This is a genomic window from Alkalibacterium subtropicum (assembly GCF_900112455.1).
GTDB classification, from domain to species: domain Bacteria; phylum Bacillota; class Bacilli; order Lactobacillales; family Carnobacteriaceae_A; genus Alkalibacterium; species Alkalibacterium subtropicum.
The window spans coordinates 1-25932 of the sequence record NZ_FOLT01000006.1; the positions used below are offsets into that span (position 1 = coordinate 1).

At 47.2% G+C, this 25932-nt stretch carries 19 protein-coding genes; 13 read left to right on the plus strand and 6 right to left on the minus strand.

The annotated features are described in order from the left end of the window. Positions 1–461 precede the first annotated feature (461 nt). Positions 462–1010: a hypothetical protein gene (locus tag BM049_RS07225; RefSeq protein WP_091529923.1), complete on the plus strand. Its 549-nt coding sequence runs from the start codon at positions 462–464 to the stop codon at positions 1008–1010. A 174-nt stretch (positions 1011–1184) separates the two neighbouring features. Here the strand turns inward: BM049_RS07225 and BM049_RS07230 are convergent, their stop codons facing one another. The 3 genes from BM049_RS07230 to BM049_RS07240 form a co-directional block, all read right to left on the minus strand. Next, positions 1185–2021 carry a DUF72 domain-containing protein gene (locus tag BM049_RS07230; RefSeq protein WP_091529925.1) on the minus strand — a complete coding sequence of 279 codons (837 nt, stop codon included), beginning with the start codon at positions 2019–2021 and terminating at the stop codon, positions 1185–1187. Between the two features lie 6 nt (positions 2022–2027). Continuing rightward, complete coding sequence (locus tag BM049_RS07235) at positions 2028–2507, minus strand: YaiI/YqxD family protein (RefSeq protein ID WP_091529928.1); 480 nt, start codon at positions 2505–2507, stop codon at positions 2028–2030. Positions 2508–2742: 235 nt separating this feature from the next. Further along, positions 2743–3921: an ROK family transcriptional regulator gene (locus BM049_RS07240; protein ID WP_091529930.1), complete on the minus strand. Its 1179-nt coding sequence runs from the start codon at positions 3919–3921 to the stop codon at positions 2743–2745. A 545-nt stretch (positions 3922–4466) separates the two neighbouring features. On the opposite strand from BM049_RS07240, the gene BM049_RS07245 reads away from it, so the two are divergent. From BM049_RS07245 to BM049_RS07280, 8 genes are all read left to right on the plus strand, one after another. Beyond that, positions 4467–6164 (plus strand): glycoside hydrolase family 43 protein, encoded by a 1698-nt coding sequence (locus BM049_RS07245; protein WP_218147231.1) that lies wholly within the window; start codon positions 4467–4469, stop codon positions 6162–6164. Positions 6165–6282: 118 nt separating this feature from the next. After that, complete coding sequence (gene xylB, locus BM049_RS07250; RefSeq protein WP_091529934.1) at positions 6283–7779, plus strand: xylulokinase; 1497 nt, start codon at positions 6283–6285, stop codon at positions 7777–7779. Positions 7780–7894: 115 nt separating this feature from the next. Next, the gene (locus tag BM049_RS07255) at positions 7895–8101 is read left to right on the plus strand and encodes a hypothetical protein (protein WP_143079468.1); all 207 of its coding nucleotides are present in this window, start codon (positions 7895–7897) and stop codon (positions 8099–8101) included. 165 nt (positions 8102–8266) lie between these two features. Continuing rightward, on the plus strand, positions 8267–10201 hold the full coding sequence (locus BM049_RS07260) for a sialate O-acetylesterase (RefSeq protein WP_091529940.1): 1935 nt from the start codon (positions 8267–8269) through the stop codon (positions 10199–10201). A gap of 951 nt (positions 10202–11152) precedes the next feature. Next, a complete protein-coding gene (locus tag BM049_RS07265) occupies positions 11153–12199 on the plus strand; it encodes an NAD(P)/FAD-dependent oxidoreductase (protein ID WP_091529943.1) in 1047 nt (348 codons plus the stop codon). A gap of 29 nt (positions 12200–12228) precedes the next feature. Further along, positions 12229–13275: an ABC transporter substrate-binding protein gene (locus BM049_RS07270; RefSeq protein WP_091529944.1), complete on the plus strand. Its 1047-nt coding sequence runs from the start codon at positions 12229–12231 to the stop codon at positions 13273–13275. A 25-nt stretch (positions 13276–13300) separates the two neighbouring features. Then, positions 13301–14368 carry a FecCD family ABC transporter permease gene (locus tag BM049_RS07275; RefSeq protein ID WP_091529947.1) on the plus strand — a complete coding sequence of 356 codons (1068 nt, stop codon included), beginning with the start codon at positions 13301–13303 and terminating at the stop codon, positions 14366–14368. A gap of 2 nt (positions 14369–14370) precedes the next feature. Beyond that, on the plus strand, positions 14371–15129 hold the full coding sequence (locus BM049_RS07280) for an ABC transporter ATP-binding protein (RefSeq protein ID WP_091529949.1): 759 nt from the start codon (positions 14371–14373) through the stop codon (positions 15127–15129). Positions 15130–15253: 124 nt separating this feature from the next. Here BM049_RS07280 and BM049_RS07285 read toward each other — a convergent pair whose 3' ends face one another. Continuing rightward, positions 15254–15478 carry a hypothetical protein gene (locus BM049_RS07285; protein ID WP_091529952.1) on the minus strand — a complete coding sequence of 75 codons (225 nt, stop codon included), beginning with the start codon at positions 15476–15478 and terminating at the stop codon, positions 15254–15256. A gap of 210 nt (positions 15479–15688) precedes the next feature. Here BM049_RS07285 and xylA point away from each other — a divergent pair, with 210 nt between their 5' ends. From xylA to BM049_RS07295, 3 genes are all read left to right on the plus strand, one after another. After that, positions 15689–17014, plus strand: a complete 1326-nt coding sequence (xylA, locus tag BM049_RS07290) for a xylose isomerase (RefSeq protein WP_091529955.1) — start codon at positions 15689–15691, stop codon at positions 17012–17014. A gap of 517 nt (positions 17015–17531) precedes the next feature. Further along, a complete protein-coding gene (locus BM049_RS12110; RefSeq protein ID WP_281242208.1) occupies positions 17532–17660 on the plus strand; it encodes a hypothetical protein in 129 nt (42 codons plus the stop codon). A 30-nt stretch (positions 17661–17690) separates the two neighbouring features. Continuing rightward, the gene (locus tag BM049_RS07295) at positions 17691–19229 is read left to right on the plus strand and encodes a glycoside hydrolase family 43 protein (RefSeq protein WP_091529958.1); all 1539 of its coding nucleotides are present in this window, start codon (positions 17691–17693) and stop codon (positions 19227–19229) included. Between the two features lie 649 nt (positions 19230–19878). Here the strand turns inward: BM049_RS07295 and BM049_RS07300 are convergent. Continuing rightward, positions 19879–21246, minus strand: a complete 1368-nt coding sequence (locus BM049_RS07300; protein ID WP_091529960.1) for an MATE family efflux transporter — start codon at positions 21244–21246, stop codon at positions 19879–19881. A gap of 506 nt (positions 21247–21752) precedes the next feature. After that, positions 21753–22394, minus strand: coding sequence for a pentapeptide repeat-containing protein (locus BM049_RS07305; protein ID WP_091529963.1), 642 nt, complete (start codon positions 22392–22394; stop codon positions 21753–21755). Positions 22395–22586: 192 nt separating this feature from the next. Between BM049_RS07305 and BM049_RS07310 the strand changes: the two genes are divergently transcribed. After that, the gene (locus tag BM049_RS07310; protein WP_091529964.1) at positions 22587–25865 is read left to right on the plus strand and encodes a DEAD/DEAH box helicase; all 3279 of its coding nucleotides are present in this window, start codon (positions 22587–22589) and stop codon (positions 25863–25865) included. Positions 25866–25932: the final 67 nt, after the last annotated feature.

Sequence of the window (25932 nt, forward strand, 5' to 3'; positions counted from 1 at the left end):
GCGGGTGCCAAATGTTTTCTGGATTTTTTTGGGTCGGTTTGTATCTAAAGGACCATCCAAAATACAACAGACGATGGTTTTCTGATGCACATCGATACCACAACATGTTTCAATCATTACTTCCATGACCATAACCTCCATCCATAAATTAGGAAACAGACCATCTTATAAAATGTTGTAATTTTATTTCCACATTCAATGATGTATTCGGCTTATCGCAAAAGATAAGACGGTCATCCAGTTTTTTGTACAGGTTCGGCAAAACCCATTAAGAGATCGGATTAGTGTTTCCTGATTCGATTATAGAACAAAACATTTTTTCTGTCGTGGTTTAGATTGTGAAGCAATCATAATGTTTTTTGTAGTAATCATCTTTAAGATTAATTGGTCATACTCAGAGAGAAAAGGATGCGGGTACGGCTAATGGTGCTTGTATTGAGCGTACTGAGGCAGAAAGTACCGTGAGTACGTCTAATGCTGCCCTCATTGAACGTACTGAGGCAGGAAATTCCGTGGGTACGTCTAATGCTGCCCTCATTGAACGTACTGAGGCAGAAAGTACCGTGAGTACGTCTAATGCTGCCCTCATTGAGCGTACTGAGGCAGAAAGTACCGTGAGTACGTCTAATGCTGCCCTCATTGAACGTACTGAGGCAGAAAGTACCGTGAGTACGTCTAATGCTGCCCTCATTGAACGTACTGAGGCAGGAAATTCCGTGGGTACGTCTAATGCTGCCCTCATTGAACGTACTGAGGCAGAAAGTACCGTGAGTACGTCTAATGCTGCCCTCATTGAGCGTACTGAGGCAGAAAGTACCGTGAGTACGTCCAATGCTGCCCTCATTGAACGTACTGAGGCAGAAAGTACCGTGAGTACGTCTAATGCTGCCCTCATTGAACGTACTGAGGTAGGAAATTCCGTGGTTACGTCTAATGCTGCTCTTATTGAGCGTGCTGAGGCAGAAACTCCCTTGGGTACGTCCAATGTTGCGCGCATTGAGCGTACTTAGAGAAAAAACCCATGATTACGGCTAATCATATCCTTATGGAGACTATGCTAAAGAAAAACACTATACAGTTTTTTTCAATAAGGCCCTGATCAGGCTGAAGCCTGATCATTCATCTTACAATAAAAAATGACCATACTCACCGTTCGGCGAGTATGACCCACTCTATAAACTCAGTTAAAACAAGTCGAGCTGTTTGGGGGCAAGGCCGGAAAAGTCAAGACCCAGCAGGTCCTGCAATTCTTTGGCGTTTTTGGCCGCGTGACCGCCGGAGTTATTGTTGAAGATCACACAGACTTCGTCAGCCTCTGTCTCAAGCTGCTTCACTAAAGCCGCAAATGCTTTCAGTTCATCCTTTGAATAATTATAGAGCGTCCGCTCAGCACGCCAGTCGGTCACGTTTTCACCGAGCCACCCTTCATAATTCCGACCGTGGAGACGCAGGACGCTTAAAGAAGGTGAGGTGACTTCCGGGACCTTGGGCACACTGTTATTCGGCGTCTGGGGCTGGTCGACCACCACATTCGTCCAGCCCTGATCTTTCAAAAAGGCAAGGGTGCGGTCTTTATTGGCTTCACTGAACCAGCTGGGATGCCGAAACTCGACAGCGACAGGCAGATCCTTCATTTGCTTCTTCACATAACGGAGATAATTGACGTGTTTTTTTACACAGTCAAAATAAGGAGGGAACTGAAAGAGGAAAGCCTTGATTTTTTTCTGCTCAAACATGGGCTGAAAGGCATCCAGATAGGTCTCAAAGGCTTCATCCATAGTCGTGAACTCGTCTTGAAAAGACTTATGTAGCGTCAGGACACCGTAAGCTTTTGGAAAAAACTGGAAAACAGCGGGTGTCTTTTCTATCCAGCTATTGATCGTCTCGCTTTTTGGGATGGCATAAAAACTTGTGTCGAGTTCCACGACCGGGAAGTGGCCGGCATATTCGATCAGTTTTTTATTCGTACTGCGCTGGATGAGGGGATGGTCGCTCCAGCCGGTCAATCCTATTGTGATCATTTCATTCTATTCCTTTCGCTGATTTTGAATCGCTTCGATAACATCCTTCAGCAAGTCGCTGTAATCTGACTGCGTCTGGTCAGCAAAGGGATGCAGGGACTTGACCCGGCGACTGCGTTTGGATGTCCGTCTTTCTTTGGCAGAGAGATGCCGACCATCGATAAGCTGCTGGATAATGCTTTCCGTATATTCATATCCGTCATGATGCAGGACACGACAGCCTTTTGGCAACAGCATGGAGGCGAGGCCATAATCTTGAGTAATGACGATGTCGTTGGGTTTGGCGATGGCTACGATCTTGAAATCCGCCTGATCGCTGCCGCGTTCGACCCATAACTGTCTGACATGATCGGGGACTTCTTTGGTTGAAAAGTGGGCAATGCTGGCGACCAGGACCACTTCCAGACCATACTGCTTTGCCAGGGCAATGGTCTCTTCTTTCACGGGGCAGGCATCGGCATCGATGATCAGTTTCACGGTCATCATCCTTTCATTCTCTTTCTTACCAGTTTAACACAGTCCAAACGTTTGAGACACGATAAAGGAGGGTTAAGTGAAGGAGGAACGTTAAGATGATCTTTGATCATGCGCTGAATTCTTTGAAAAAATACCTAGCCATGCTTATTAAGTGTGAGCTTAATTAATTGACTGCGTACAATAAGTGAAACTAAAAAGCGACATGAATGTATGACCACTCATGTCGCTTATTTAAATATAATGATTAGTCGACTTCCAGTACTTTTTCCATGTCCAGGTTGAAGCCGACATTATCGACGTGAAGGAATTCTTTCAGGTTCATAACAGTCGCTCCGTATAAACTGGCCTTGCGTCCAAGCGCTGACTGTTCGATCGGTACATTTTTGTAGATCGTCATGCTCAGATAATGTCTCAGCAGACTGATGAGTTCCGGGATTTCTTCCAGGATCTCGGAATTGATATACACGATTTCCGGATCATAGTTGCCGATGACGTTCATCAGACCGATGCCGAAGTCTTTGGCGAACTGCAGGATCATGTTGAGTGTTGCAGAATCTTTCTGATGATAAGCCTTGACCAGATCATCGAAAGTCAAAGCCGGATCGCCTTTTAAAAGCTGAAATTTACGCACGAGGGCTTTTATCGAGCAGTACTGTTCCAGACAGCCCTGATTTCCACAGGGGCAGCTGATGCCGTTCGGATAAAGCACAGTATGGCCGATCTCACCACTTCGGCCTTTAAAACCGCGGTAAAGCTGTCCGTCTAATATGATCCCGGCACCGATACCTGTGTGCGCACTGAAGGATATGAGGTTTTTATGTTCGGTGTCAAAAGCAGCTTCGGCCAGTGCTGACAAGTTCGCTTCGTTTTCGATATGGACCGGCAGATCGAGTTTTTCCTGAAGCAAAGCCACAAGATCCAGCTGGTCAAGATCAAAATAAGGCGTAAACTCGATTCTGTTGTGATCGACGATCCCGTGGATGGAGACGGCGATGCCAATGATACCGAAAGGCGTTTCTTTCATGTTTGAGCGGAAATCATCGACGACAGATGTTATATAGCCGATGATATTCTCTTTGGTGATGCCAGTTTCTTCTGACGTGTACTCGATTTTTTCGCCGTCAAGGAAAGTAATGAGGTAGCTGATACGATCGTAACGGACGTCGAAACTGATGGAGATGCCGGCCTTCTTATTTACAGTGAGCAGGATGGGGCGTCGCCCACCGGAAGACGTACTTTTTCCCGGACCGATCTCGATGACATAATCATCTTTTATCAGCTTCCTGACTATCTCTGAAACTGTTGCTTTGTTCAGCCCGGTGACTTCTGAAATCATGGCGCGTGAAATTTCCGGCCGGTTCATGATCTCCGACAAGACGAGAAGGCTGTTGTTTTCTCTGATGCTGTTTTTCATTCTAAACATTATATTCCCCGTTTCTAATAGTCATACATTCTGGTCATTGAAATAGTAGTGCGAATACAATCATAAATAAGTAAATAAACATATACGTGCATAAAAGGGGCCTGATTTATTTAAAAAGAGCATGAAAGCGCTTGACAATAAAAACGAGAGCCGCTATAGTTATATTGCAAGTTGGTTGATTAAACTAACAAACTAGAATTACATACAGTTTAACACATCCGATAAGAGAAGAAAACATAAAAAAGTAAAGGTTTTCTTCTCTATTATGTTACAACACTTTCCGCCATTGAGACAACACAAACTGTTCACTCTTTGCCAAGAAATCACCGAAACCTTTTAGGCACAAGGATTAAATTAAGATCGTCTGCTGAGCCGAAGCGTTCTGCTTAGCAAGTGTCCCATGGTTACGTGTTGTTGACAGTCCATTTTAACGTGAGTGGAGGGAAATGACTGGAACATCATTAAGCGCTTCACTGATCATTATAAGAAAAAAGAATCAGGTTTCACTATTTTATTTAAACTATTAGGAGGATTCAATTATGTCAATGATTCAAAACCCCGTACTGAAAGGTTTCAACCCTGACCCAAGCATGCTGCGAGTCGGTGATGATTATTATCTCGCTGTTTCCACATTTGAGTGGTTTCCAGGAGTCGTGATTTATCATTCCACGGACATGAGAAACTGGCGTCAAGTGGCACGACCACTTAACCGCGTGGAACTTCTGGATATGAAAGGTAACCCGGATTCCGGTGGTGTCTGGGCACCTCAATTAAGTTATGCGGATGGCCAGTTCCAGCTGATTTATTCCGACGTCAAAGTGACTGGCGGGATCTACAAAGATGTAACGAATTATCTGACGACGTGTGAAACGATCGACGGCGAGTGGAGCGAACCGGTCTACATGAACCAGTCCGGCTTTGACCCATCCCTGTTCCATGACAAGGACGGCCGTAAATGGTTCGTGAATATGGTGTGGGATCACCGTGTCGGCAATCATGACTTCGGCGGGATCGTCCTGCAGGAATACAGTGCTGATGAGAAAAAGCTGGTCGGTGACCGCAAGATCATTTATAAAGGGACGGATGTCGGTTTGACAGAAGCCCCGCATCTTTACCATATCGGGGACTATTACTACCTTCTGACAGCTGAAGGCGGCACGATGTATGAACACCATGCAACGATCGCCCGTTCTAAAAACATTGATGGACCTTACGAAACACATCCGGATAACCCGCTGATTTCATCCTGGGGACATCCGAGACTGGCTCTGCAGAAAGCCGGGCATGCCTCGATCGTTGAAACGCAGAACGGTGAATGGTACCTGGCTCACTTGACCGGGCGTCCGACAAAAGCGCCGGGTGATGTCCTGCTGATGGACCGCGGTTACTGCCAGCTGGGACGCGAAACAGCGATCCAGAAACTGGAATGGAAAGACGGCTGGCCCTATGTCGTTGACGGCAACTATCCAAAGGTACAGGTCCAAGCACCTGACCTGCCGGAACAGAAATGGGAAGCAGACTTCCCGGTAGTGGATCAGTTTGATTCAGAAGAGCTCGGCGGACAGTGGCAGACTCTGCGTATCCCTTATACTCAGTTTGCCTCTCTGACTGACAAGCCGGGGCACTTGCGTCTGTATGGTGCCGGAGGATTCTCCAATCTTCATAAGCAGGCACTTGTCGCCCGTCGCTGGCAGGCTTTTGCATTTGAAGCAGAAACAAAAGTCAAAGCAGATCCAGTGACCTTCCAGCAGCAGGCCGGCTTAGTGAACTACTACAACACAAAAAACTGGACAAGTGTTCATGTTACCTGGGATGAAGAAAAAGGCAAGATCATCGACCTGTATGCCTCAGAGCGCAACAACGTATCCAATCCTCTAGGTGCCGATACGATCCAGGTGCCAGAAGATGCAGAAGCCGTCTGGTTCAAAGTGAACGTCGACCAGTACACGTATCAGTACAGCTATTCCTTCGACGGAAAAAACTGGAAAGAGATCCCAGTGGTCTTTGATTCATGGAAGCTGTCTGATGAATACATTCAGGAATCCGGCTTCTTTACAGGTGCCTTTGTCAGCATGAGCTGTATCGATACGAGCGGTATGAAGATGGCAGCGGACTTTGAGTACTTCCGCTATGAAGAAGAGGAAGACGACCGTGACCACTGGACACAGACGCGTCACTGGAATGAAGAGAAAAGTGAAGGGCGAAGCAAGACGGCTTTAGGTAAAACAGGTACGTCAAAATAATAATCTGAAAAAAGAGAGGAGACCGGTAAATCAGGTAAAGCTAAAATCGATAAGACAGATGAACGCTTTACGCTTTGCCGGTCTTTTATTATAAAAAAGAGAGAATGGACGTGGAAATATGAGTTATGTATTAGGGTTGGACTTGGGAACCAGCGGCTTGAAAGGTATCTTAGTCAATAAAGAAGGGAAGATCGTCGATGAAGCGTCTTCAGACTACCCTCTGCTGACACCAAAACGCGGGTTCAGTGAACAGGATCCCCTGGAATGGTTCAGAGCTGCAAAAGAAGTCATGCAGGAGATCTTCAAATCGACGTCAGATGCTAAAGAGAAACTGGAAGGCATCAGCTTTTCCGGTCAGATGCACTCGCTGGTCCTGCTTGATGAAAAGGATGACGTCCTGCGCAACGCAATCTTGTGGAACGATGTGCGGACAACGAAACAGTGTGACTTTATCACCGACAACGTAGATAATCTGATCGCGATCACTAAAAACAAAGCCCTTGAAGGCTTCACATTACCGAAAATCTTATGGGTAAAAGATAACGAACCGGAAATCTTTGCGAAAGTTTCTACCTTCTTACTTCCAAAAGATTATCTGGGCTTCCGCTTGACCGGCAGCAAGCAGATGGAATATTCCGACGCCGCCGGCACACTGCTTTTAGATGTCGAGTCACGTACCTGGAGTGAAGAAGTAGCGAAGGCTGTCGATGTACCGTCATCGATTTTCCCTGAACTCGTTCAGTCTCAGGCCAAGATCGGGGATCTGGATCCGGCACTGGCTGAAGAACTCGGTCTAAAAAATACAGTGCCGGTCTTTTCAGGCGGAGCCGACAACCCGTGTGCCGCAGTCGGAGCCGGTATCGTCCGTCCTGACCAGGGCATGGCAAGTATCGGGACGTCAGGCGTCTTCCTGTCATACGAAGAAACAGGAGACAAAAACTACAACGGGCACCTGCACTACTTCAACCATGTCGTGCCGAATGCCTTCTACACGATGGGCGTGACCCTTGCGGCCGGAAGCAGCCTGAACTGGTTCAAAAAGACTTTCGCACCAAATGAAAGTTTTGAAGAACTCTTGAAAGGCGTGAAAGACATCAAGCCGGGATCAGACGGCTTGCTTTTCGCCCCTTATATCTCAGGCGAACGTACGCCTTACACAGACAGTAATATAAGGGGCACATTCTTAGGCATGGATATCGCCCACACACGCGATCATTTTGCCCGTGCAGTTCTTGAAGGCATCACCTTCTCGCTGAGAGATTCCTTTGAACTGATGAAAAAACACTCGAACAAAGACTTCAAGCAGATCGTTTCAGTCGGTGGCGGGGCGAAGAACCCGGACTGGCTCCAGATGCAGGCCGATATCTTCGGGACACCCGTCGTGACGCTGGAAACCGAACAGGGACCGGCGATGGGATCAGCCATGATCGCTGCCGTTGGTGCCGGATGGTTCGACTCTTTTGAAGCATGTTCCGAAGTGTTCGTTAACTACAAGTCAGAAGTACAACCGGATCCGGAAGCTGTTTCTCATTACAACAAGGTCTATGCCAACTACAAAGAAGTGTATCCGACAATCAAAGATCTTTCTCACAAACTAGTGACAGATAACGACTAATAAAACGATACTGAAAAGCTATGATGGCTATCATAGCTTTTCTTTGTCGTAAGGGAAAGAGATGACTGTTATTTGTGCCTTGCATGACAGTTTTAAGTGCGTGAAGGTCATAAAAGTGGCAGATACATGCCCCTCAGACGACCAGCGACTACACGAAGAGCACGAAAGCAGTAAAGATATGGCCATCACACCAATCGAAAGGGAACATAAAGGACATAGAACGGTGCTCAAGGCGAACTATAAGGAAAGCAATCGTCGCCTAATTGCTTTCCTGTCAAAACGGAAGGGTCAGCGTAAAGAAATAAAAGGGGAGGAAGAATGAACGCTTGCGTGTTACTATTATAAATACATGAGGGATCAGGTCAAAAGGTCCCTCGCCCGTGCTGTCTATGTTCAAATGAGTTAAAAGTAAACCGGTGACTGACATTTTTTACCAAATCAAAATAATGACAAGCGTATAACGTTTACAGGAAAAGAAGGAATAACTATGACAAGTGATAAAGTGATGGTTTTACCCAGTTACATCAGTGACGGAATGATCCTGCAGCGAAACGAGCCGATCGTTTTCAAAGGAAAAGATGCTGCTGGGACAGCAATCAGTGTGACCTTTAATGAGGAAACTGTCCACACCACAGCAGAGGTTACTGGCGCCTGGTCGGTGACTTTTTCTGAAAGAGAAGCCGGAGGGCCGTTCACCCTTCAAATCAGAGGTTCAGAGACTATTATGATCAAGGATGTCTATATCGGTGAAGTCTGGCTGATTGGCGGCCAGTCCAATATGGAACTGCCGGTCAACCAGACTTATGATGAGTTCAAGGAAGAGATCGATGCTTCGGATCATCCCCTGATCAGAGAATTCCATCTGGAAGCGGACCCGGTGTTCGATCGACCCAAAGAATGGCTGACACAGGGGAAATGGAAACCAGCGACACAGAAACATATCCAAGATCTTTCTTCATTAGGCTTTTTCTATGCGAAAAAACTTCAGGAAAAACTGACTTTGCCCATAGGGATCTATCAAACGGCTGTGGGGGGGACCCCCATTGAGGCCTGGATGAGTGAAGAGACCCTGCATAAACTTGGTGACTATGATGACGAGATCGCCTACTGGAAAAAAACCGATAATGTTTCAAAAGAGACTGAAAAAGACATGAAAAACACAGAGGTCTGGTATAGCGACCTGTCTCACCATGACAGTGGATTACAGGACTCACCGAAGTGGATGGAAGAAGCGGCTGATACCTCAGACTGGACTGCCATGGCGATACCGGTGATGTTTAAAGACACCGAGCTAAATGGCTTTTCAGGGGTTGTCTGGTTCCGGAAGACCTTCGATGTGAGGGCCGATCAGCTGGATTCGGATCATTTCAGACTGCGTCTGGGTTCTCTGATCAACGGGGATGAAACTTATCTGAACGGCAAAAAGGTGGGCGGCACAGAATACCGCTATCCGCCCCGAAAATATGTCCTGGAAAAAGAAGATTTAAATGAAGGAAGGAATACTCTGGTCATCCGCCTGATGATCGATGCCGCTAACGGCGGCTTTATCCCGACTTTGCCCTATCAGCTTGAACTGGACGACGCAACGATCGATCTGGAAGGGGAGTGGCTCTATAAAGTCGGTCATCAGAAAGAAACGATCCCACCGGCGCTGTTCCTGAAGTATAAGCCGGCCTCGGAGTATAAAGGCCTGCTGTATCCGTTGAAAGATGTGGCATTTAAAGGAGCACTGTACTATCAGGGAGAGTCGAATGCCAGACAACCGGCCGGCTACAAAAAACTGCTGAAACGCATGGTTCGTGACTGGAGACAGCTCTTTGATAAAGACCTGCCGTTTTATTATGTTCAGCTGGCTAATTATGTGGATCCGGCTGTGGGAATGGATGATCAGAAATGGGCAGAGCTCCGCTATGAACAGGACCGCGCGCGTTTCCTCATTGACAATGCCGAAATGATCCCGGCGTATGACTGCGGGATTTCCTGTGAACTGCATCCGTATGATAAAAAGACACTGGCGCACAGACTGGCGCAGGTCGCCTTGAGCCGAGACTACGGTATCGAAGAGAGGTATGAAAATCTTGAACTCGACTATGCCGGTAAGTCAGAAGGTCTTATTGAATGGAAGGTGAAAGGGCTGAAAGGGCAGCTGGACGTAACAGAAAAGCCGCCTGAAATCGAAGTCCGAGTAGCTGACGCGTGGATGGAAGCATCGATCAGCAGCATCGATCGGGATATGATCCAGTGCCGTTTACCTGATTCGATACATGTTGACAATGTGTCTGATATCAGGTATGCCTGGAGGAATGATCCTGCAGGCTATCTCTACGACACAAAGACACAGCTGCCCCTGCTGCCGTTCCTGGCTTCTTTACAAATGACTGACGAAAACGACGCTGGGACAAAAGTCTCACTTAAACTCTAGTAAGTAAAAAAAGCAACGCTATTTTGTAGACTAATACAAAATAGCGTTGCTTTTTACTTTTTCTCCACCCCGTCTTGGGGCTTTGGCAAAGATTATGTCCAACTCAGGAGCGAAGGTGTAGCTGGACGGGTACTGGAAATAACTGGAAGACTAACTGGGCTAGCTGATGGTACTCGAGCTGGTAAGCCCAGGGGAGCGCGTACTAACTCGAGGGGTGAATGCAGATCGAGATGGTATGCATATCTCGACGCATACTTACTCATTGCAGTAATTGACAACAAGTTGGTAAGCTTTCATATTCCCGTACCATCTCGATAGAAAAATCATCTTTGAGATAGTAAGCCTAGAACATAGTATACTAGCTCGAACAAATAAATACTAGCCAGTTGGTAGGCCCGACGAATTGCTTACCCACTCAAAGCAGCTTTACCTTTGAGATGGCAAAGGAACAGCCAGCAACGTCATATTTTTGTTGACTACCATTAAATGTGCCTCAAAAAAAGGAGCGGCTGGGACTTTTTTGTCCTGGCCTCTTTTTTGAGTACGGGCGCTGCTGCACGTCTGCCTCCTTTCAGTGCAGTAATATAGAGCAAGGACAGCCTGATCGACTGAAAAGATGGTTTGAAAATTAACATGATTATCATTTAATACCCTTTACTTAGAAGGAACCAAAATCGACCGGGCATGCTTTCTGACCATTGATCATACTTAAAGCAGTGATATTTCCCCGAATAATCTGTGCGTTTTTATACAATCAATGTGAAAAGTTTAGCAAAACTATTTACTTTACCCCCATTTAATCATATAATTGGTAATGAAAATCATTCTCAATTAATGAGGGTGAGGTGGATACATACTCGGCCTGCTTCTCCAGAACTCTGTGTCTTTGTGGTCTTGCCTTTGAGATTTCGGGTCTGAATAAACGAGCGGGCTGTTTTGAAAGGAGATACAATGGAAGTTTTTGATACAACGATCATTGGCGGCGGACCTGCCGGACTATACAGTGCTTTTTATGCGGGACTGCGGGCCATGAATGTGCAACTGATCGAAGCGCAGACCTATCTTGGCGGAAAACTGAATTTATATTCCGAAAAAATCATCTGGGATATCGGCGGCATTCCACCCATGCCGGCCGGACAAGTGATCACGCATCTGATCGATCAGGCGAAGACCTTCAATCCGGTCATACGCACAGGGGAAACGATCAACGGCATAAAAAAAACAGCTGACGGGAATTTTCAGCTCGAAACATCAAAAGGCCGCACATACTTGTCGAAAACCCTGCTGCTGGCGATGGGCAATGGCATCTTAGACCCCATCCCCGATCCATTTTTCACTAACGAGGGGGAACGCCTCGATAATGTCCATGTGTCGCTCACTGACTTTGAACGAATGAAAGATAAACGGGTAATGATCTCCGGCGGCGGCAACAGTGCGGTCGACTGGGCAAACGCTCTGGCACCGATAGCCAAAGAAGTGATTCTCGTTTACCGCAGAGAACACTTAAAAGGACATGAGGCAGAAGTCGAAAAAGTCCTGAGCGGGCCGGTGACCTGCAAGCTTCAGTCAGATCTGATCAGTAAAACTCTGACCCCTGATGAAGCAGGTATCGCTGCCATTACCGTACGCGATGCAAAAACGGGTCAGGAAGAATCGGTCTCTGTTGATGAAGTGATCGTGTGTCATGGCTTCAACAGGAAAAATGACTTGTTCGAGCAGAACGAGATAGGACTGACTGTCTTTGAAGAGTATTTCGTAGAGGCGACCTCGGAGGCGAAAACAGCTATCCCCGGTTTGTTCGTCCTGGGAGACGCGGCGAAATATCCCGGTAAAGTCCGTCTGATAGCCGGCGCGTTTCAGGATGCGGTCAATGCCGTCAATGCGGCTAAAACGTACACGGATCCTTTAGCGAATGCAAAAGGGACCGTATCGACTTACGATGATAAATTGAAACAGAAAGTCTCGAGCGTTTGGGAAAACTATACGAGCGAACAATAAATACTAGGCATAAATGGAGGAAAATAATAATGAAAAAGAATAGACTGGCAAACTACTTAGGACTTGTGACAGCTTCCGCTTTACTTTTGACAGCGTGTGGAGAAACTGAGACCATTGAAGAAGAAGCATCAGTAGATGAAACGGAAGAAACAAATGAGCAGGCTGAGGAAAACACGTATCCGTTGACCCTTGACAACTATACTGTATCTGAAGATGGGGCTGAATTCACTGAAAAGGAAATCACTTATGAATCGCGTCCAGAATCTATCGTCGCCAACAATCAGGGGACAGCTGAATTGCTTCTGCACCTTGGCCTGGCAGAAGATCTGACGGGTGTCGCCGCTTTATACGGTGAAGGAGATGCCGACGTATCTGAAGGATTTGCTGATATTCCGGTCCTTTCAGAAGGCTATGTCGGAAAAGAACTGGTCGTCGGTGCTGATCCGGACATCGTTGTCGGACGTGGCCAGCTGTTTGCGAGTGCCGAATGGGGAACAGGAACGGTCGATGAATTGAATGAGCTGGACATCATGACTTATATCCAAACAACCTCTGTACCCGGGGCAACGTTTGATGATCTATACACAGATATTGACAATTTAGGAAAATTATTTAAAGTAGAAGAGAGTGCTGAAGAATTTTCAGAAGTAGTAACCGCACGCCTGGATGACATTACTGCCAGTGTCCCTGAAGATGCAGAGACGCTTGATTATGCCTATATCTTCGGTGCCGAGGGGAATAATGTCGATGTTTACAGCGGTGCAGCGGATACGTATCTGAATGATGCGCTGAGCTATATGAATTTAAACAATGTGTTTGCGGACGCTACGGGAGAAATCAGTATGGAAGCCTTGCTGGAGGCCGACCCAGATGTCCTGTTGCTGGTGAACTATACCGGCGGGCGTGCACCGGAGGACAGCCTGGCAGACCTTGAAGCGAACGAAGCCCTTTCCAGTTTGTCAGCGATCCAGGAAGACCGCGTCCACACGATCGATTATAATCAGTTCTGGAGCTACGGTTATCAGATCCTGACGGGCATGGAAGATTTAAGTAACGCAATATATTCAGTAAACTAATGAACCACCAGGAAGGAAAAGACAGATGAACCGTATCAGCAGACAACGCCAATTATTTTACATGAGTATACTCCTGTTGACCTTTCTGATCATCTTATCGGTGGGGATCGGGGTGACGGTCGGGCAAGTGTCCATACCGCTCTCAGAATCTTTTCAGATATTGGCAAACAAACTCTCAGGCGGGCTGATCGGCGATCTGGATACCCTGTCCTCGAACGCCTACACCAATATCATCTGGCAGATCCGGTTCCCTCGGGTCCTGCTGGCGATGCTGACCGGGATGGGGCTGGCAATGGCCGGCGCGGTCATGCAGACCACTGTTCAGAACCCACTGGCTGATCCCTATATCCTGGGGATCTCCTCAGGGGCCTCCTTGGGCGCGACGTTTGCTATCATGATCGGTTTCGGCGGGACGAGCATCCTTGCTCAAATGGGCTTGTCCTTCTGGGCTTTTCTCGGTGCGATCACTGCGGCGTTTCTTGTCCTGCTCTTATCGAATGTGGGCGGTCAGGTAAACTCCATTAAACTGGTGCTGTCCGGTATGGTCCTGAATGCCCTGTTTACAGCTTTTTCTAATTTCATCATTTATATTGCCAATGATGCGGAAGGCATCCGTTCTGTCACGTTCTGGATGATGGGCAGTCTGGCTGGCGCAAGCTGGTCCATCCTGCCACTGATCGCCACGGTCGTTATCGCCGGCTTTCTGTTTTTTGTCACACAGGAACGTATCCTGAACATCATGCTGCTGGGCGACGAAGCAGCGATCACTTTGGGTGTGAATCTGGCTTTCTACCGGAAACTGTATCTAGTCGTTGCTTCGATACTGACAGGTATCATCGTCGCCAACAGCGGAATGATCGGCTTTGTCGGCTTGATCATTCCCCATATCGTCCGGGGGATCGTCGGATCCAATCACCGGTATTTTCTGACCTTATCCATCTTTTCGGGCTCTTTGTTTATGGTCTGGTCGGATATATTGTCCCGGATCATCCTCCCGACAGTCGAACTGCCTATCGGGATACTGACGTCGCTGATCGGGGCCCCGCTTTTCATTTATATTTTTGTTAAAAAAGGCTATGAGTTTGGAGGATAATGATGAATTTATCAGTCGATAATCTTTCGGTGTCCATTGCATCAAAGAAAATCATCGAAGACATATCACTGCACGTCGATCAGAACCAGTTCGTCGGTCTGATCGGTCCCAATGGCTGCGGGAAATCGACCTTGCTGAAAAGTGTCTCGAAAATACTCGAACCGGATGCCGGCATGATCACTCTGAATGGGAATAACGTCCAGCAGTTGTCGAATAAAGAACTGGCAAAAAAACTGGGTGTGGTCGGACAATTCAATAAGGTCAATTTCGACTTTTCCGTCCGTCAGATGCTGCTGCTGGGACGTTCACCGCATAAAGGTCTGATGGAAAGGGACAATGCCAAAGATTATGAGATCGTGGATAAGGTCATCAAACAGATGGATCTTGGAAAACTGGCGGACAGGAGTTTCCTTTCCCTGTCCGGCGGGGAAAAACAGCGGGTCATACTGGGAAGGACACTGGTTCAGCAGCCTCAGTTCCTGGTACTGGATGAACCGACCAACCATCTGGACATCAAACACCAGCTGAGTATCCTGAAAACCGTTCATGCGCTGCCGATCAGTGTGCTGGCGGCCCTGCATGACCTGAATCTGGCGACACGCTTTACAGACTACCTCTATGCCATGAAAGACGGTGTGATCATAAAGCAGGGGACACCTGACGAAGTCCTGACTGAAGCAGTGATCAGAGAACTGTATGAAGTGGAGTGCCGTGTTTACACCAATCCGATCCTGGGCATTAAAAATATCGAATTTTTATAAAGGCTCAAGATGCGTTTGGCTCTTAAAAACAGATAAAGCCGCTGGTCCCTGTGATTGAACACAGGGACCAGCGGCTTTTTCAATGCTTTTAATGTATGCTGAAATCGATCGGGGGAAGCAGGGATCACTTCTCTGTTTTATCGGTGTCGTCATCCTTTGCATCTTTCAGCTCGTCCACCTTGTCGACGTCAAAAGATTCACGATCCTCCGGTGCTGTTTCCTCTTCTTTTTCAGCTTCAGTTTTCTTCAACTCGTCTTCTTTTTTTGGAAGACCGTCTTTTGTGTTTTTGGCTGCCGCAGCGTCAGCGGGAAGAGCCGGGTTACGGGCTGAATGAGGTTGATTTCTCATAGTTAAAACTCCTTTCATTGATGATATTAAAAGTATAACACACGCTTAAAAAAAACGCTCTCAATATGATTAAACGGGTGCTAGGGTCAATCAAATAAAAAAATGGAGAATTTCTTTAAAACTATTGACACCGTTTCCATAGTAGGGTATTGTTAGTTTGTAAGTTAAACCAACTAACATTTTCACTTAATGGAAGGAGAACACGTATACATGGCATATTTTGACAACATAAGTAAAATCAAATACGAAGGTGCTCAGTCAAAAGATCCTTTGGCATTTAAATTTTACAATCCTGAAGAACAGATCAACGGTAAATCAATGGAGGAACTGATGCGTTTTGGCGTTGCTTACTGGCATACATTTACTGAAGATCTCAGCGATCCATTCGGTGTCGGCACAGCTCAGCGTCCCTGGGATAAGTATTCTGATCCAATGGAAAAAGCGAAAGCACGTGTGGAAGCCGCCTTTGAATTCTTCGAAAAATTGGGGGTTCCTTATTTCTGTTTCCACGACTATGATATTGCTCCGGAAGGTAAAAACCTGAAAGAAACACTGGAAAACCAGGACATCATCGTAGACATGATCGAAGACCACATGAGAGACAGCAAAGTGAAACTGCTCTGGAATACAGTCAATAACTTTACTAACCCAATGTTCGTTCACGGGGCTTCGACTTCAAACAATGCTGACGTGTTTGCTTACTCAGCAGCTAAAGTTAAAAAAGGTCTGGAAGTCGGTAAACGTCTAGGCGCAGAAAGTTACGTCTTCTGGGGCGGACGTGAAGGTTATGAAAGCCTGTTGAACACGAACATGGGACTAGAACTGGACAACCTTGCACGTTTCTTCCACATGGCGAATGACTATGCGAAAGAAATCGGCTTTGACGCACAGTTCCTGATCGAACCTAAGCCAAAAGAGCCGACGTCACATCAATATGATTTTGACGTGGCACACGGCTTTGCCTTCCTGCAGAAATACGGTCTGGAAAATGTATTCAAGTTCAACATTGAAGCAAACCACGCCACGCTTGCCGGACACAGCTTTGAACATGAACTTCACTATGCACGTATCAATGGCATGTTAGGATCTGTCGATGCCAACCAGGGTCATCCACACTTAGGATGGGATACAGATGAATTCCCATCAGATCTATATTCTACAACACTGGCTATGTATGAGATCCTTAAAAACGGTGGTCTTGAAAAAGGCGGCTTGAACTTCGATGCGAAAGTCCGTCGTACATCATTCAAACCAGAAGACCTGTTTAAAGCTCATATCGTCGGTATGGACAGCTTTGCTATCGGTGCGAAAGTTGCTCAGCGTCTTTTAGACGACAAAGCGCTTGAAAACATCATCGACAACCGTTACAGCTCTTACAACGACGGCATCGGTAAAGAGATCGTCACCGGAAACACTGACTTCAAGAAACTTCAGGACTACGCATACGGCATCGATAAGATCGAGCACGAATCCGGAAACGTTGAAGTCATCAAGTCTATCTTGAACCAGTACCTGGTCACCACTCTGGCGAAATAATCTCAGTATAATAATAGAATGGTATGAATGTGAAGAGAGTTTAATTTTTTACCATCTATAGCTTTGAACCTGTATTAAAAAGTACAATCATTCCCCTATGATAATTAAATTTAATAAAAAAGGTGTGAGCCCTCAATGGTGCTCACACTTTTAATATACTCATTATTCGGCCGCTGCATTCTTACCAGCCCGAAATGTTTGATCTCGGTAATAGACGAAACTCAGAAACCGGACATGTTTTCACTTCATGATATGTAGTCTTATAATGGGAAGTCATTTACCATTTGAGTATCGACTGACCATTGCAGGAGTCGATAAGGGAGACTCAGCTGACCTACTGACATTGAGTCTTCGTTAAACGGCTTATTAGTCTCAGTTCAGATAGGAATTTAGCCTTGAGTCCCTGTTATAAGACCTCATCACAGTCAGTGGAATACCATTTTTCGCTGGAGTCCCCCTTATATCGGCCAATAACAGCAAATCAGATAAGTCACTGAAAGATTATCTCTCAGATGAAGTGCTGAGTAATCAGGAAGCGTCGTCACTGGATCTGACTCCAAAAGGCAGAGAAACCCTCGATGCCTTCATGCAGCGTTACGTTAAAATGCTGGAAGTGGAAGAAACAGCCGTCAAACGTATGAAATGAACAAAAATAAGTTTAAAGGAGCTTACTTAAATGTCGATATTTATCAATCCGATTCTCAAAGGTTTTTCACCCGATCCGTCTGTCTGTGCAGTAGGTGAGGATTATTATCTCGTCACTTCCACGTTCAGTTATTTCCCGGGAGTGCCGATCTACCACAGTAAAGATCTGGTCAACTGGAAGCAGATCGGCAATATCCTGGACCGGAAAGAACAGCTGCCTTTGGAAGGCGCCGGTCACTCCAGAGGCATTTTCGCCCCAACGCTACGTCATTATGCCGGTGTGTTTTACATGATCACGACGAACGTGGATCATGGCGGGAACTTTATCGTCACAGCTGAAAAGCCTGAAGGGCCATGGTCTGATCCATACTGGCTGGAAAATGCTCCGGGGATAGACCCGAGCCTGTTCTTTGACGATGACGGCAAGTGCTACTACACGGGCACGCGTCCCAATCCTGAAGGACCTAAATACAATGGCGACTGGGAAGTCTGGCTGCAGGAACTGGACCTGGAGACGATGCAGCTGACGGGGGTCAGTACGAAAATATGGGCCGGGGCGATGAAAAATGCTATCTGGCCTGAAGGTCCGCATCTTTACAAAAAAGACGGCTACTATTATGTCATGACCGCGGAAGGCGGCACGGGCTACAACCATTCCATCACCATTGCGCGCAGTAAAACGGTCGACGGTCATTACGAAGGCTATAAAAACAATCCGATCCTGACTCACCGCCATTTGGGTAAGGGATTCCCGGTTCATAATGTGGGGCACGGAGATCTGGTCGAAACGCCGGATGGCCAGTGGTTCCTCACGTGTCTGGCGAGCCGCATGTTTGACGGCTACAGTAATCTGGGACGGGAAACCTTCCTGGCCAAAGTCGAGTGGGAAGATGGCTGGCCGGTCGTGAATCCGGGCATTGGGCGACTTATAAAAGAGCAGGACCACTCGCTGCCACTGGTTCCAGTCGAGCGGCAGGCGCACTATGACTTGTCAGAGGACAGTCCGGCATTCATGTATCTGAGAAACCCTTTGATGGAGAACTATGACCGCCAAAGTAGAGTCGGCTGGCTGAGACTGCACGCCACATCTGTAACGCTTACGGATCTGGCGTCGCCGACGTACCTCGGTCTGCGTCAGCAGTCCATGAACTATTCGCTTACGACTCAGCTTGACGCCAGCAACTTGACCATTGATGAAGCTGAAGCCGGACTGGCTGTTGTTCAAAACGACCGCTATGCGATCCGTCTGGTCATATCGCCCGCTGAAGAAGGCTACACGGCCAGGATGATCACTAGGGTCGACGGAAATGATGACATGGTTGGGAAAGTGACCCGGTTGGGTGAGCTTCTGGAACTGTCTTTCATCGGGGAAGGCCAGCAGGTCAAAGCGCTGGTCAAAGATGTCCTAAGCGGCAGCGAAGTGACCGTGGCTGAAATGGTCGATACGCATTATTTGAGTACAGAAGTCGCCGGCGGCTTTGTCGGCTGTACGATGGGCCTTTATGTCACCTCAATGAAGCGATCGGACTATGCTGACTTCGCATGGCTTGAACAGAAGGTAAATAACTGAACGGGAGCAAACAGGATAGCGACGATTGATGACTGCCTCAGCAAGTCAAAGTTTAATAGAATCGACTGGCTCGCGTTCAGACGTTTACTGGACGCGAGCCAGTTGTTTATTGTTAATCCAACGACTATAAAAGTTATTCCAGAACTGCTCGGATGTCGGATCCTAACTAAAAGAAGTGTTCGCTAATAGTTTATATTATGACCCGAAATCTAAATGATCCTATACGGCTGTTTGTCTGATTGTTTCACTGTGTTTTGTCATAAACATAACCACTTAAAATTTTGCTGAGTGATTTTATCCAGCGGCTGCCCTAAAAGTAATTGGGAAGGGGCACTGAAAGTTGTGGATCGGTGAAAAGATGCCGTTTACTGTTTATATTTTGACTTGAACTTCAGTAATTTGGGAAAAAGTAGAGTTTAGCATCTCATTTTGAGCGCGAACTCAACAAATCGTTCCTTTTATGAAGTTCACTTCAAAAATATATGGCTGAACTTCACTTTCTCTGCTCAAACGGCTTACTGCATAATAAAACAGCGCTAGATGGAAGGGGAGCCTCACCGGTTTAAGGGAGTGATCCATCCATATAGCGCTGTTATTTAGTAACTGCTCTAAGCGGATATAACCTCCGCAAAATTTTACTAGACTTCTACTAGATTTTTACTGAAACGAGCCTTTTATTCATCCAGCGTTTCTTTTTCCAGCGGAAGTACATCAGGCTGCCGCGGATCCATTCATCGATCAGCATGGCCATCCAGATGCCGGGCAGACCGAATCCTAAAACGATACCGAAGAGATAAGCCAGAGGCACGAGCACGCCCCACATCACTGTCACACCGATCAGAACAGGGAATTTGGCATCCCCTGCCGCCCGGAGCGCACTGATGATGACCAGGTTGCTCGTTCGTGCAGGCTGAAGGAACAGCTCGATGATCATGATCGTCGAGCCCAGAGCGATCAGGCTCGGATCATCAGTGAAGAAACTGAATATCTGCCGGCCGAATAAGGCAAAGAGACTTCCGATAACAATAGTTACCAGACCGGCAAACTTGAACCCCATAAACATGTAAGCATACGCTTCGTCCTGCTTCTTGGCACCGACCAGCTGGCCGATGAAGATCTGCATCCCTTTGGCAATAGACAGGGAAAAAATCACCAGGACCGACATGAAGTTCTGAGAATAGACACGCGTAGCCAGGGCTGTTGCGCCTAAAGTCGTGATCATGATCGTCAAAACAAGCTGGCTGACATTGTAAGAAAGCTGTTCACCGGCCGAGGGGACCCCGATATGCAGGATCTTGGCCGAATATTCTTTCTTCAGTTTGAAAAAAGAACTTAGAGACATTTTGACCGGCATCCGTTTGGTCAAAAGAACGAACATGCCGACCATAATCAGGATGCGGACGGTGGCTGTTGAAATCGCTACACCCGTGACGCCGATCCGAGGGAAGCCCAGTGCGCCGAAAATAAGCACATAGTTACCGAAGACATTCAATACGTTCATGATCAGGACGGAAGCCATGACATCTTTGGTATGGCCCATAGCCTGAAGCAGGGAAGACACCGTAAGGATCATGGCCTGGGCAAACAATGCCGAACCAACGATCAGGGCATAACTGCTGGCGTAGGCGTACAGCTCAGGTTCCAGGGCGAATAAGCCCAGCAGAAAGTGCCGGTTCAATCCGACGAACAGACTGACAGCCAGCCCGAACAGCAAATTGATGGTGATGGCACTCGCGATCGTCTTTCTGACCCCGTCTTTATCATTGGCGCCGACATATTGTGCAACCACGACGCCTGCCCCCATGGCAGTGAAATTGAAGAGGACGAACATGAATGTCATCAGTTGATTCACGACGCCGATCGCCGCGACTGCCTGGTCAGAAACAAAACTGAGCATGAACACGTCGGTGAGTTTCATCAGGATCTGCAGAAACACTTCGATAAAAATGGGCCATGTGATCATGAAGAGATAGCGTTTAGCTGAAGAGGGATTTTTTAATGTAATGGTGTTGACCATGTTTCACCTTCCTTTATCGTTTCCAAAATAAACACAAGGAGAATTGTACCATTCTGATCATTTAAAGCAAGATTATAAATCAAATATTAAAACAATTTTAGAAAACGCATGCATGTCATCATGCCCTGCGCTCAGATGAGTCATTTAGTCTGTATCTGCAAAGAACAGACGCATAGTATTTCCGTAGAAGGCACGAGGGAAAATAGGTTAAGCAAGCCTCAATGATAGGGTGACAGATCAACGCAGCGTTTAGGCAAGAAAGCTGATGTATTATTTAAAATCGGACTCAGTCTGGACAGGATGGCCGAGAAGTAAATACAGATCCAATGCAAATAGCCCGACGCGTCAGAGTCGCCGCGCGGGCATATGAGCCTGCCGGGGAAGTGATAAACTGATCGGGGATAGGGGAGATTGCTCCGGTCACTTAATCTTTAGCGGGACAGGAACCTAGCTGAAAAGACGCTGAGCCGGTCGTAAACCCGTTCAGCGCCTTTTTCCTCTTGTTATCACAGGTCTCGGATCTCCAGTCCGAGCAGATCCAGAAAGGCCAGCGCCTGTGACTGGCTGACGACGGCCCCTTTCAATGCGTCCAGTTCAATGGAAAGGGAATCAAAGCGAGAGGTGCTGATATCGATCCCGGATAAGGACGTGCGGCTGAACCGCGAGCCGTCCAAAAGACATTCCAGAAACCTGATATCTGACCACTTAAGCTCCAGGAAATCCGCTTCGCTGAGCCTGGACGTGTCGAAATCGCACACCTTCAGTTCGCTGTAGCCGAAACTGCACAGGTCCATGACACAATCCTTGAACAGGACATGTTCCAGTTTGCAGTCGTTGAACAGTGTGCCGTTCAGCCGGCAGCCGATAAAACTGACTTGTTTCATCATCGCATGAGAAAAGACCGCATTGACAAACTGGCACTTTTCAAAGACAACGTCTCTGAAGTAGCCCTCTTCCAGATCGATGGCTTCGAACTGAACGTTGACAAAACGGACCGTTTTAAACTCCAGACGGCGGATGTCATGCATCGGAATGACACAGTCTCTGATCTCAACGTATTCGATGTAGGGATCTTCTAAATCAAAACTGTCGTCAAATGTCTGATGATCGAGGTGTTTAGGTACTTGAGGCTCGACGCGTTTCTTCATAAGTATCCGCTCCTTTAACTGGAATTATAGCATGCCGGCTGTATTAAATGATAAGAATAGAGAAAGATTTTCTCTTTCCGGCCAATCTTTGTTATAATAGACAGATGAACTTTCAACGTCTAACGACGGTAACAGTTTTATGTATATAGCAGTATTTAGACAAATTACAGCTTAAAGGACTGACAAAACCTTATGAAAAAACAAGCGTTTCCAGAAATGACACTGACAAGTCTGGCAAGTAATTATCCCACTTTTCTGCAGGGGAAAGAACTCTACAAAAAAGGATCCGTCACACATCTCAAAGCGGACGAAAAAAATAATACCATTCAGGCCTCTGTTGAAGATAAACAGCTGCAGACGGTCCACCTGCGTTTTTACCCAAATGGCGTGGCGCGGAAATACCACTGTACCTGTAAGGCGTTTGAAAAAAATACGGGAGCCTGCCGCCATGTGATCGCCACAATGATGCATCTGAACGACTTGGATGCCGATGATCTGACAGCCGAATCGACAGCCGCAAAAAATGCGGCTCAGGGATTGATGTTCTCATACAAGAAGAGTGAAAAAGCCATCAATGCGCTGATCCACTATTCGAAAAAGGAAATCTCCCGACAGACTGATATCCTCTACAAACAGCCGGTTTATGTGGAGTATATGCTGAATGTCAGCGGGACGAAAGCGAACCCGGTATATGAACTGTACTTTAAAATGGGTAAAGACTATCTGTATGTCATCAAGAACAGCTCACAGCTCATCGACGATATCGTCAATGAAGAAGATATCGTTTTTGGCAAGAACTTTACCTTTAATACCGAAGACTACGCCTTGATGCCGGAAGACAAGAAGGTGTTCGACCGGTTGAGCGAGATCCAGACGGTCATCAAGTCTGTGCTGCCGATGGGGTATGAGAACCAGTTTCTCAACAAAGACAGTTTCACGCTGCCGCCGTCCTACATTAAAGAGGTCCTGACTCTGTTAGATAAAACAATGGGCGCCTTTGTCCGTTTCGGTCGTCCGCCCAGACAGTTGTCTCAGGCCGATAGAGGAGAAGCGCTCCTTATAGAAGACGATCTTTCTCAGCTTCATCTGTCCTTCAGCATCGACAAGATCGACAATCTGTTCCATTTTAAACTGACAGAGGCAACGACCAATATCCAGAATATGACCTTCCATGACCAGGCTAAAATGATCGAGCACAAGCATGCCTTTTATTTCTTCGAGTCCCCGCATTACGAACTGCTCAAGCAGATCATCGAAGGGCTCAAAGAATCCGGTTCAGATACATTGGTCATGCGCCGCAAAGAGCTGGAGACCTTCCTCTCTGTGACCTTGAGTCAGCTGAAGCAGATCGTGGAGGTGACGATGGATGAAGAGGTTCAGGCCCTGCTGTACCAGGCGCCGTTTGAAGCGCAATTGTATATGGATACGAAGAACGACAACCTTCTGATCCGACCGGTATTCACTTATGGGAATGTCACGATCTATCCGCTTGAAGAGGCAACATCCGACAGCGAAGATTCTATCGTTGTCCGTCAGTGGGCCGAAGAGTCGAAGGTGCTGGGTCTCCTGTTTGAAGAGATCCCGCTGCCGGCCCGTAAAGGTGATATGTGGGAACTGACCCACACCGACACGATCAGCAATTTTCTCTATGATGCCCTGCCGGCTTTGGCGGACTATATGGAGATCTTCCTGTCCCAGTCGGCACGCGGCTTGCTTTACAGCCCGTCGCGACAGCCACGGATAACGATGGAAATGCGCGAGTCTTCCAATCTTCTGGACATCTCCTTTGATACAGAGGATATTTCCACAGATGAACTGAAAGATCTGCTCAAAGAACTGGAGAAAAATCAGTCCTATTACCGCTTGTCCAGTGGTCAGATCGTCAATCTGAAGGATCCGGCGTTCCAGGCGATGCGCCGTGCGAAGAATTCGCTGGATCTGGAAGAAGACGAGATCGAAAAAGACATGACGGTTTCAGTGTTTCAGGGCCTTTCGGCATTGGACGAAGACACCATTCAGACCGGGAAACGATTCAAGGAACTCGTGAAGCAGCTGTTCACCCCGGAAGAACTTGAGTTTGAACTGCCCGAAAAACTGAACGCTCATATGCGACCCTATCAGGTGACCGGATTCAAATGGCTGAAGAGCCTGGACCATTACGGCTTCGGGGGTGTTCTGGCCGATGATATGGGGCTGGGAAAAACGATCCAGACGATTGCCTTTATCCAATCGAAAATCGAGAAGGAAGCGGGCAAGTATCTCATCATCTGTCCGTCCAGTGTCTTGTTCAACTGGCAGCATGAGTGGGAGAAGTTTGTTCCCGATACGGAAACGATCATCATCTCCGGAAGCAAGGAAGAGCGTGAAGCGAAGCGTCAGGAAGCCATCGACAAGGATATTCCTGTCTGGATAACCAGTTATCCATTGATTCAGCGCGATTCCGATCTGTATGAAGAAGATACCTTTAAAACGATCATTTTGGATGAGTCACAGAACGTGAAAAACAGTGCGGCCAAGACGACCAAAGCTGTGAAACGGCTGAATTCGGAAACGAAGGTTGCCTTGTCCGGAACACCGATCGAGAACCACTTAGGTGAACTTTGGTCGCTCTTTACGATCATCCAGCCGGGACTGTTCAGGAACAGGAAGGCCTTCCAGTCGATGGAACACGAACGCATCGCTGCGAAGATCAAGCCGTTCATCTTGAGACGATTGAAACGTGACGTGCTGGACGATCTGCCTGAAAAAACAGAGACCACAGAATATATCGAGCTCTCTGACGGTCAGAAACGCCTGTATCAGACGCAGCGTGCGGCAATCAAGCAGGAACTGAAAGAACTGGTCGATTCAGATACGCTGCGAGCCAACCGCATCAAGGTGCTGGCGGGCATGACGCGTCTCCGTCAAATCTGCTGTGATCCAAGGCTGATCATGCCGGACTATGAAGGCGAATCATCCAAGCTCGAACGTCTGATGGAATATCTGGAGGAAGCCAGAGAAAACGGCAAACGTGTCGTACTGTTCTCCCAGTTCACGTCGATGCTCAAGATCATCCGCGAACGTCTGGACAAAATCGATGTCGATTATCACTACCTGGACGGTCAGACGAAAAACGAACAGCGTCTGGAACTGACGACCCGTTTCAATACGGGTGAGAAAGACCTGTTTTTGATCTCGCTCAAAGCGGGCGGGACCGGCCTGAACCTGACCGGCGGGGATACCGTCATCCTCTTTGACTCCTGGTGGAACCCGGCCATCGAAGACCAGGCCGCAGACCGCGTGCATCGTTTCGGTCAGAAGAAGTCGGTACAGATCATCCGTTTCATCACGACAGGGACCATCGAAGAACGCATCAATGACCTGCAGGAGAAGAAACGCGAACTGATCGACTCGGTCATCACCAAAGGTAACAAGGAGTCTGTCACGAGCCTGTCGACGGAAGAAATACTGGAGTTGCTTTACGAGGATTGATCATGTTGCACGCACTAAAAAATTCCGACTGAAATACTTTATGAGCCCAGTGTTTATCGGTTGAATT